A 6,440-nucleotide genomic window follows, 5' to 3' on the forward strand; every position below is an offset into this window, starting at 1 on the left:
GCCCAGCCCCGGGCCGACTCACCTCAGCCCGTCACGCCCCGCCCCGCCCGGTCGCCGATCCCGTCCACCGCCCGGGAGAGCAACTCCGTCAGGTGACCGTTGACCACCTCCGGATGCTCGAGGATCACCAGGTGCCCGGCCTCCTCGAGGATCACCAGCTCAGCGCCCGGCAGCAGTTCCGCGATCGCCTCGCTGTGTTCCATCGGGGTGATGAGGTCCTTGTCGCCCGCGAGGACCAGCACCGGCACGCCGTCGAAGTGCGGCAGCGCCGCCGCCTTGTCATGGGCGATGAACGCCGGGTAGAACTCCGCGACCACATCGATCGGCGTGGCCTCGATCAGCCGCTCGGCGAACCGCGCGACGCCCGGGTCCACGTCCTTCGAACCGAACGAATAGCGCTTGATCAGCCCCGCGAACAAGTCCGCGGTCGCCCGCCGTCCGCGTTCGACCAGGTCGGCCTGCCAGCCCAGCGCCTTCAGTAGCCCGGGTAGCACCCGCCGCACCGCGTTCACCCCGACCACCGGGAGGCCGAAGCTGACCTCGCCCAGCCGGCCCGCCGAGGTGCCGATGAAGGCCGCGCCGATCACGCGCTCGCGGATCAGATCGGGGTACTGCGCGGCCAGCGCCATCAGCGTCATGCCGCCCATGGAGTGGCCGACCAGCACCAGCGGCCCCTCGGGCGCCGTCGCGTCGATCACCGCCTTGAGGTCGCGGCCGAGCTGGTCGATGCTGATCGCCTCGCCGTCCGCCTGGGCGCAGCCGCGCGCCGAGCGGCCGTGGCAGCGCTGGTCCCAGTAGACGGTGCGGACCACCTCGCGCAGCGCCGAGCGCTGGAAGTGCCAGGAGTCCTGGGCGAGGCAGTAGCCATGGCTGAAGATCATGGTGACGGGGGCGGGGGCGCGGCGCCCGAACCGCCGCTTGCGCCGGGGCGAGGGCGCGGCGGCGTTCTCCCGCACCTCCTCGACCTCGTAGTAGAGCTCGGTGCCGTCCTCGGCGACCGCCGTTCCCGGGGTGCCGCGCAGCGTGCCGTACGGGCCCTCGGCGTCCAGGGCGAGCCGCGCCTTGCGCCGTACGCCGCGGCCGACCGTCAGCCGCTCGAGCGCGACGCCCGCCGCCGCCCCCGCCGCGAGCACGCCGATCGCGGCACCCGCGAACCCGGCGCCCCGGCGCCAGCTCACGGCTGTGGCCCCCGCCGCGACTCGTGTCGCCATCTCTGCCGTGCTGACGGCCGTGGTCTCGTCGCCCATGGTCAGTTCCCTGTGCCCCCGTCCTCACCTACATAAACGCGGGGGATACGGGCCGAGATCCTGGTCACGATCTCGTACGCGATCGTGTCCACGGCCCGCGCCCAGTCCTCGGCGGTCGGCTCGCCGCGGTCCCCCGGCCCGAACAGCACCGCCTCGTCCCCCGGGGCGGCGGTGTCGCCGCCCAGATCCACAACGAACTGGTCCATGGCGACCGTGCCCGCGATGGTCCGCCACTTGCCCGCGACCAGCACCGGTCCGGTGCCCGAGGCATGGCGCGGAATGCCGTCCCCGTAGCCGACGGGCACCAGCGCGAGGGAGGTCTCGCCGGGGGTCACATAGCGGTGCCCGTAGGAGACGCCGTGACCGCCCGGCACCCGCTTCACGGAGGCGAGCGCGGCGGACAGCGTCATCACCGGGCGCAGCCCGAAGTCGGCGGCCGTGCCGAGTTCGGGGCTCGGCGAGATGCCGTAGGTGGAGATGCCGGTCCGGACCAGGTCGAAGTGGGACTCGGGCACGGTCAGGGTCGCCGCGGAGTTGGCGGTGTGGCGCACCTCCGGCCGCAGCCCCGCGCGTTCGGCGTGCGCCACCATCTCGTGGAAGACCGACAGCTGGGCGGCGATGGACGGATGGCCCGGCTCGTCCGCGCAGGCGAAGTGGGACCACAGCCCCGTCACCCGGATGGCCCCTTCCGCCTCGGCGGCACGCGCCTCGGCGACCAGGTCGGGCCAGTCGGCGGGCTGGCAGCCGTTGCGGCCGAGCCCGGTGTCCGCCTTGAGGTGCAGCCGCGCGGTACGCCCGCACGCGCGGGCCGCGGCGACGGCCTCGCGCAGCGCCCACAGCCCGCTGGCCGAGACGTCGATATCCGCCTCGATCGCCTGCCGCCAGGGGCCGCCGGGCGTCCACAGCCAGCACATCAGCCGGCCCGTGTCCCCCGCCGCCCGCAGCGCGAACGCCTCCTCGGGCGTGGCCGCCCCCAGCCAGTCCGCGCCCGCCGCGCGGGCGGCGCGGGCGCACGGGACCATGCCGTGGCCATAGGCGTCCGACTTGACCACGGTCATCAGCTCGGCCTTGGGTGCCGCGGCGCGCAGCGCCCTCACATTGGCCCGTAGGGCGGCCAGATCGACCACGGCACGGGCGCGCATCGGTGTCTCGTCCATCTTGGTCAGTCTCTCAGGCCGATCCTGCGGCCGGAGTGTGTGCTTCCACGCAAGGAGTGCCCTCCGTTCGGGAGACTATGGGTATGAGGATTGCCTACAGCGTCGAGACCGTACGGGCCGCCGAGCGCGAACTGATGGCGCGGCTGCCCGAAGGAGCGCTCATGCAGCGCGCGGCGGCGGGACTCGCGGCCGCGTGCGCCGATCTGCTGGGCCGGGTGTACGGCTCCCGGGTGGCCCTGCTCGTCGGCAGCGGCGACAACGGCGGCGACGCGCTCTACGCGGGCGCCCGCCTGGCCCGCCGCGGCGCGGGCGTCACGGCGGTACTGCTCAGCCCCGACCGGGCGCACGGGGGCGGCCTTGCCGCCTTGCGGGCGGCGGGCGGACGAGTGGTGACCGCCGGCGGCGAGGGGGCGGCGGGCGGCGGCGGCGCGACGGCGGGTGGCAGCGCGGCAGCTGGGGGCGGCGCGACGGCTGGCGGCAGCGCGACGGCTGGTGGCGGCGCGGCGGGTGGCGACGGCTCAGAGGCGGCAGACAGTGGCCCGGCGGCAGGCGGGAGCGCGGCGGCGGGCGGAAGCGCGGCAGCGGGCGGGAGCGCGACGGCGGGCAGTGGCCCAGCGGCGAACGGTGACGCCGAAGCGGCCGTCGCACGCGCCGATCTCGTCGTCGACGGCATCGTCGGCATCGGCGGCAAGGGCGGGCTGCGGCCCGACGCGGAGCGGCTGGTCCGGGCGGTGCGCGGGATCGTCGTCGCCGTGGACCTGCCGAGCGGGGTCGACGCCGACACGGGCGAGGTGCGCGGCTCCGCCGTCCGCGCGGACGCCACGATCACCTTCGGCGCGTACAAGCCGGGACTGCTCATCGACCCCGCCCGCACCCACGCGGGCGCCCTGCGGCTGGTCGACATCGGGCTGGACGCCCACCTCCCGGCCGACCCCGACGTGGAGGCGCTGCAGCACGAGGACGTGGCGGCGCTGCTGCCCCGGCCCTCGGCGGAGAGCGACAAGTACCGGCGCGGCGTGGTGGGCGTCGTCGCGGGCTCCGCCCGCTACCCGGGCGCGGCCGTACTGGCGGTCTCGGGCGCGCTGCGGGGCGGTGCGGGGGCGGTGCGCTACGTCGGCCCCGGGGCCGACACGGTCATCGCGCGCTTCCCCGAGACCCTCGTCCACTCCGGGCCCCCGGCCAAGGCGGGCCGGGTCCAGTCGTGGGTCGTCGGCCCCGGCCTCGGCGACGGCGCGGCGGCCCGGCACTCCCTGGAGGACGTCCTCGCCTCCGATGTCCCGGTCCTGGTCGACGCCGATGGGCTCCACCTCCTGCCCACCGGCAGTGACCTGCGTAAACGCGAGGCGGCCACGGTCCTCACCCCACATGCGGGCGAGGCGGCGGCGCTGCTCGGCGTGAGCCGCGAGGAGGTCGAGGCGGGCCGGCTGGCCGCCGTAAGGGCGCTGTCCGAGCGCTACGGCGCGACCGTACTGCTGAAGGGGTCGACCACGCTGATCGCCGCCGAGCACCAGCCGGTACGCGTCAACCCCACCGGCGTCGGCTGGCTGGCCACGGCGGGCAGCGGCGATGTGCTGTCCGGCCTGATCGGCTCGCTGCTCGCCACGGGGCTCCCCGCCCGCGACGCGGCCTCGACGGGCGCCTACCTCCACGGCCTGGCCGCCCGCCGCACCACGGCCCCGCACGGCGCGCCCATCGCGGCGTACGACGTGTCGACGGCGCTGACGGACACGTGGCGGGACGTGCTGGCCTGACGGGTGCGATGGGTGCGGGGTCTCCGGTGCGGGTGCGTGGGTGGTTGCTGTGGTGCGCCCGCTGTTCGTGGTGGGTGGCGGGGGCGGGGCCTCCGGGGCGGCGCCCTGGACCGCACATTTACGGCGCCGTTGGCCGGGGGCTTGCGTGGGCCGGGGATTGGCGCCACAAATATGCGTGAGCGTCCAGGACACCACCCCTCCGACCCCACCCCCTCCCGCCGCATTCGCGGCTATCCGCCGGTGGCCCAGCCCCCGGCCAGGCGCCCGGTCGCCCGGTGACGCGAGCGCCGGGCCGATCAGCATGCATGCCTACGTCGTCGCCTGCCCAGGCGCCTCGGCCACGCCCCGGTGGGCGGCCCACGCCCCTGCGGCTGCGGCCATGGCTTCGAGCCAGGAGGCCTCGGGATGCCGGTCGGCGCGCGATCGGTGCATGCGGCGGGTGGCGGCGGCGAACGCGTCGATCGCGGTGGGGTCCGCGTCCGCCCAGGCCCTGCACTCGGCCGCCCACCCCTCAGCCGCCTCTGGGGTGTGCCCGTCCGTGATGAGCTGCACGACAAGGCATGCGGGGTCGATGAAACTGGCGCCTCGGGTCGGCCAGGACCAGTCCACGATCCACCGGCCGCGTTCCCCGATGATCAGGTTGCTGGGGTTGATGTCGGTGTGGAGCAGCGCGTCACCCCGGAACAGTTCAGCTTCGGTCTCGTCAACCGCGAACCGGTCCCAACGGTTCTCCGGCCAGTCTCGGGCGATATCAGGGAGGGGCAGGTCCCCGAGTTGGTCAACGAGGTCGACCACTCCAGGCAGATCGGGCGAGGCTGGTGTGAAGTCCGACCGACGGGCATCCACGACCTCGAATCCCAGGACGAGCCATTCGTCGTCTTCCACGTGCCAGAGCAGGGCGGGGGAAAGGGACTGTACGGCCGGGTTGATCAGTCTTTCCCGGATGAGCGAGGCCCGGCGTCCCCCAGGGCGGTTACGCATGGCCTTGACGAAGAAAGGGCCTTTCTCGCACTCGATGACCGCTGTCAGATCAGAGCCGAAACCCCGTGCGGTGGGCTGCGCCTGGGACAGGATTCCCGTGTGCGGCTGGATCAGTGCCCAGAGATCGGGTCCTGGCAGTTCACGGTTCATCGCCTTCAGTTCCTTGGGCCGCATTCGCTTCCCGGGTACCCCGGAGAGCATTCGGCATTGGGGTCACAGGAAGGGTCGCAGGAGTCTTTGTCTTCGTCGTCCCCGCCGCCCTTGCCGAAGACGCTCCGGATGGATGCGCGGGCCTCGGCCATGGCAGGACTGGCGAGGATAGCGGCCAGTGGGGTGCTTCGAACGTTCCCGACGCCCAGCAGGGCAGCGGAGAACACACAGGGCGACACGCGCCCGTCCGGGCCGACGGCAGCCCCGCCGATGCCGCACCGGCCGCACAGTCCGGAGACGTCCGGGGTGCGCCCCTGCGCTCCCCGCCCGAAGGGACGGACGTGATCTACGTTGATGCGCTTCACCCCGAGCGCCTCAAGCTCCTGCCGCGCTTGGGCGACGCGCTGCCTCTCGGCGGTCGCGACAATCCCGATGCGCAGCGGAATGCCAAGCTCTACCGCTTTCTTGATGTTCGCGAGGGTGCGGGCGTGGCTGGGTCGGCCGGTGACTTTGTTGTGTTCCTCCGGGGTGTCGGAGTAGTACGACGCCGCCAAGGACATGCCGTCGCGTCGGAGGAGCGCCCACCAGGCTTCGGTGACGCGCACCAGATTGCTGTAGATCTCCACGCCGAGGCCGAGAGAAAGTGCGCGGTCGGCCAGGAGCAGGCTGTCCGGGTGCAGCGTCGGCTCGCCCCCGATGAGCTGGACACGGCGCACGCCACATTCCGCGGCCTGGTCGAGGACGTGTAACCAGTCATCGCGCTCCATGATGCCGTGTGTTCCCTCCGGCCCCGAGGAGTTGAAGCACGGGCTGCAGCGGAGCTGGCACTTTCGGGTCAGGTCCAGCCACAGGAAGCCGGTGTCCATGGCGGGGGCGGCAGCAACGATGGTCTTCACAGTCGTGTCCCTTCTTCTTCAGTCGGTGTCATTTCGGCCGAAGCTCGGCCCAGACGGTCTTTCCCCAGGTGCGGTATTGGGTGCCCCAGCGGTCCGACATCGCTTCGACCAGCACCAGACCGCGGCCGGACTCGTCGTCGCAGCACGGCGCCTGGGCGGTGGGCGGCTGGGGGCATTTGTCCGTGACGGCGAGACGTACGCGATCCCGATGGGGCAGCCGAACGCTGACGCGGAGGAGGCGGCACCCGCTGTGGCGGG

General features: G+C 73.5%; 6 protein-coding genes. 1 reads left to right on the forward strand and 5 read right to left on the reverse strand.

Annotation, left to right across the window (positions count from 1 at the left end; translation table 11 throughout):
• Positions 1 to 23: 23 nt before the first annotated feature.
• Complete coding sequence (locus tag NP777_RS35215; protein WP_256654252.1) at positions 24 to 1,247, reverse strand: alpha/beta fold hydrolase; 1,224 nt, start codon at positions 1,245 to 1,247, stop codon at positions 24 to 26.
• A 2-nt stretch (positions 1,248 to 1,249) separates the two neighbouring features.
• The gene (gene alr / locus NP777_RS35220; protein ID WP_256654253.1) at positions 1,250 to 2,404 is read right to left on the reverse strand and encodes an alanine racemase; all 1,155 of its coding nucleotides are present in this window, start codon (positions 2,402 to 2,404) and stop codon (positions 1,250 to 1,252) included.
• An 83-nt stretch (positions 2,405 to 2,487) separates the two neighbouring features.
• Between alr and NP777_RS35225 the strand changes: the two genes are divergently transcribed.
• A complete protein-coding gene (locus NP777_RS35225; RefSeq protein WP_256654254.1) occupies positions 2,488 to 4,155 on the forward strand; it encodes an NAD(P)H-hydrate dehydratase in 1,668 nt (555 codons plus the stop codon).
• A 309-nt stretch (positions 4,156 to 4,464) separates the two neighbouring features.
• On the opposite strand, the gene NP777_RS35230 is transcribed toward NP777_RS35225, so the two are convergent.
• The 3 genes from NP777_RS35230 to NP777_RS35240 all read right to left on the reverse strand — a co-directional run.
• Positions 4,465 to 5,286, reverse strand: coding sequence for a phosphotransferase (locus NP777_RS35230; RefSeq protein WP_256654255.1), 822 nt, complete (start codon positions 5,284 to 5,286; stop codon positions 4,465 to 4,467).
• 5 nt (positions 5,287 to 5,291) lie between these two features.
• The gene (locus tag NP777_RS35235; protein WP_256654256.1) at positions 5,292 to 6,182 is read right to left on the reverse strand and encodes a radical SAM protein; all 891 of its coding nucleotides are present in this window, start codon (positions 6,180 to 6,182) and stop codon (positions 5,292 to 5,294) included.
• Positions 6,183 to 6,210: 28 nt separating this feature from the next.
• The coding region (locus NP777_RS35240; protein ID WP_256654257.1) for an ATP-binding protein at positions 6,211 to 6,440 on the reverse strand (230 nt) is incomplete at its 5' end.

The sequence above is a fragment of the Streptomyces rugosispiralis genome, assembly GCF_024505145.1.
GTDB lineage: Bacteria > Actinomycetota > Actinomycetes > Streptomycetales > Streptomycetaceae > Streptomyces > Streptomyces rugosispiralis.

What these genes read in the sequence shown, in the direction of transcription:
- alr (WP_256654253.1), bottom strand. Translation starts at nt 2,404, where the DNA reads ATGGACGAGACACCGATGCGCGCCCGTGCCGTGGTCGATCTGGCCGCC.
- NP777_RS35230 (WP_256654255.1), bottom strand. Translation starts at nt 5,286, where the DNA reads ATGAACCGTGAACTGCCAGGACCCGATCTCTGGGCACTGATCCAGCCG.
- NP777_RS35225 (WP_256654254.1), top strand. Translation starts at nt 2,488, where the DNA reads ATGAGGATTGCCTACAGCGTCGAGACCGTACGGGCCGCCGAGCGCGAA.
- NP777_RS35215 (WP_256654252.1), bottom strand. Translation starts at nt 1,247, where the DNA reads ATGGGCGACGAGACCACGGCCGTCAGCACGGCAGAGATGGCGACACGA.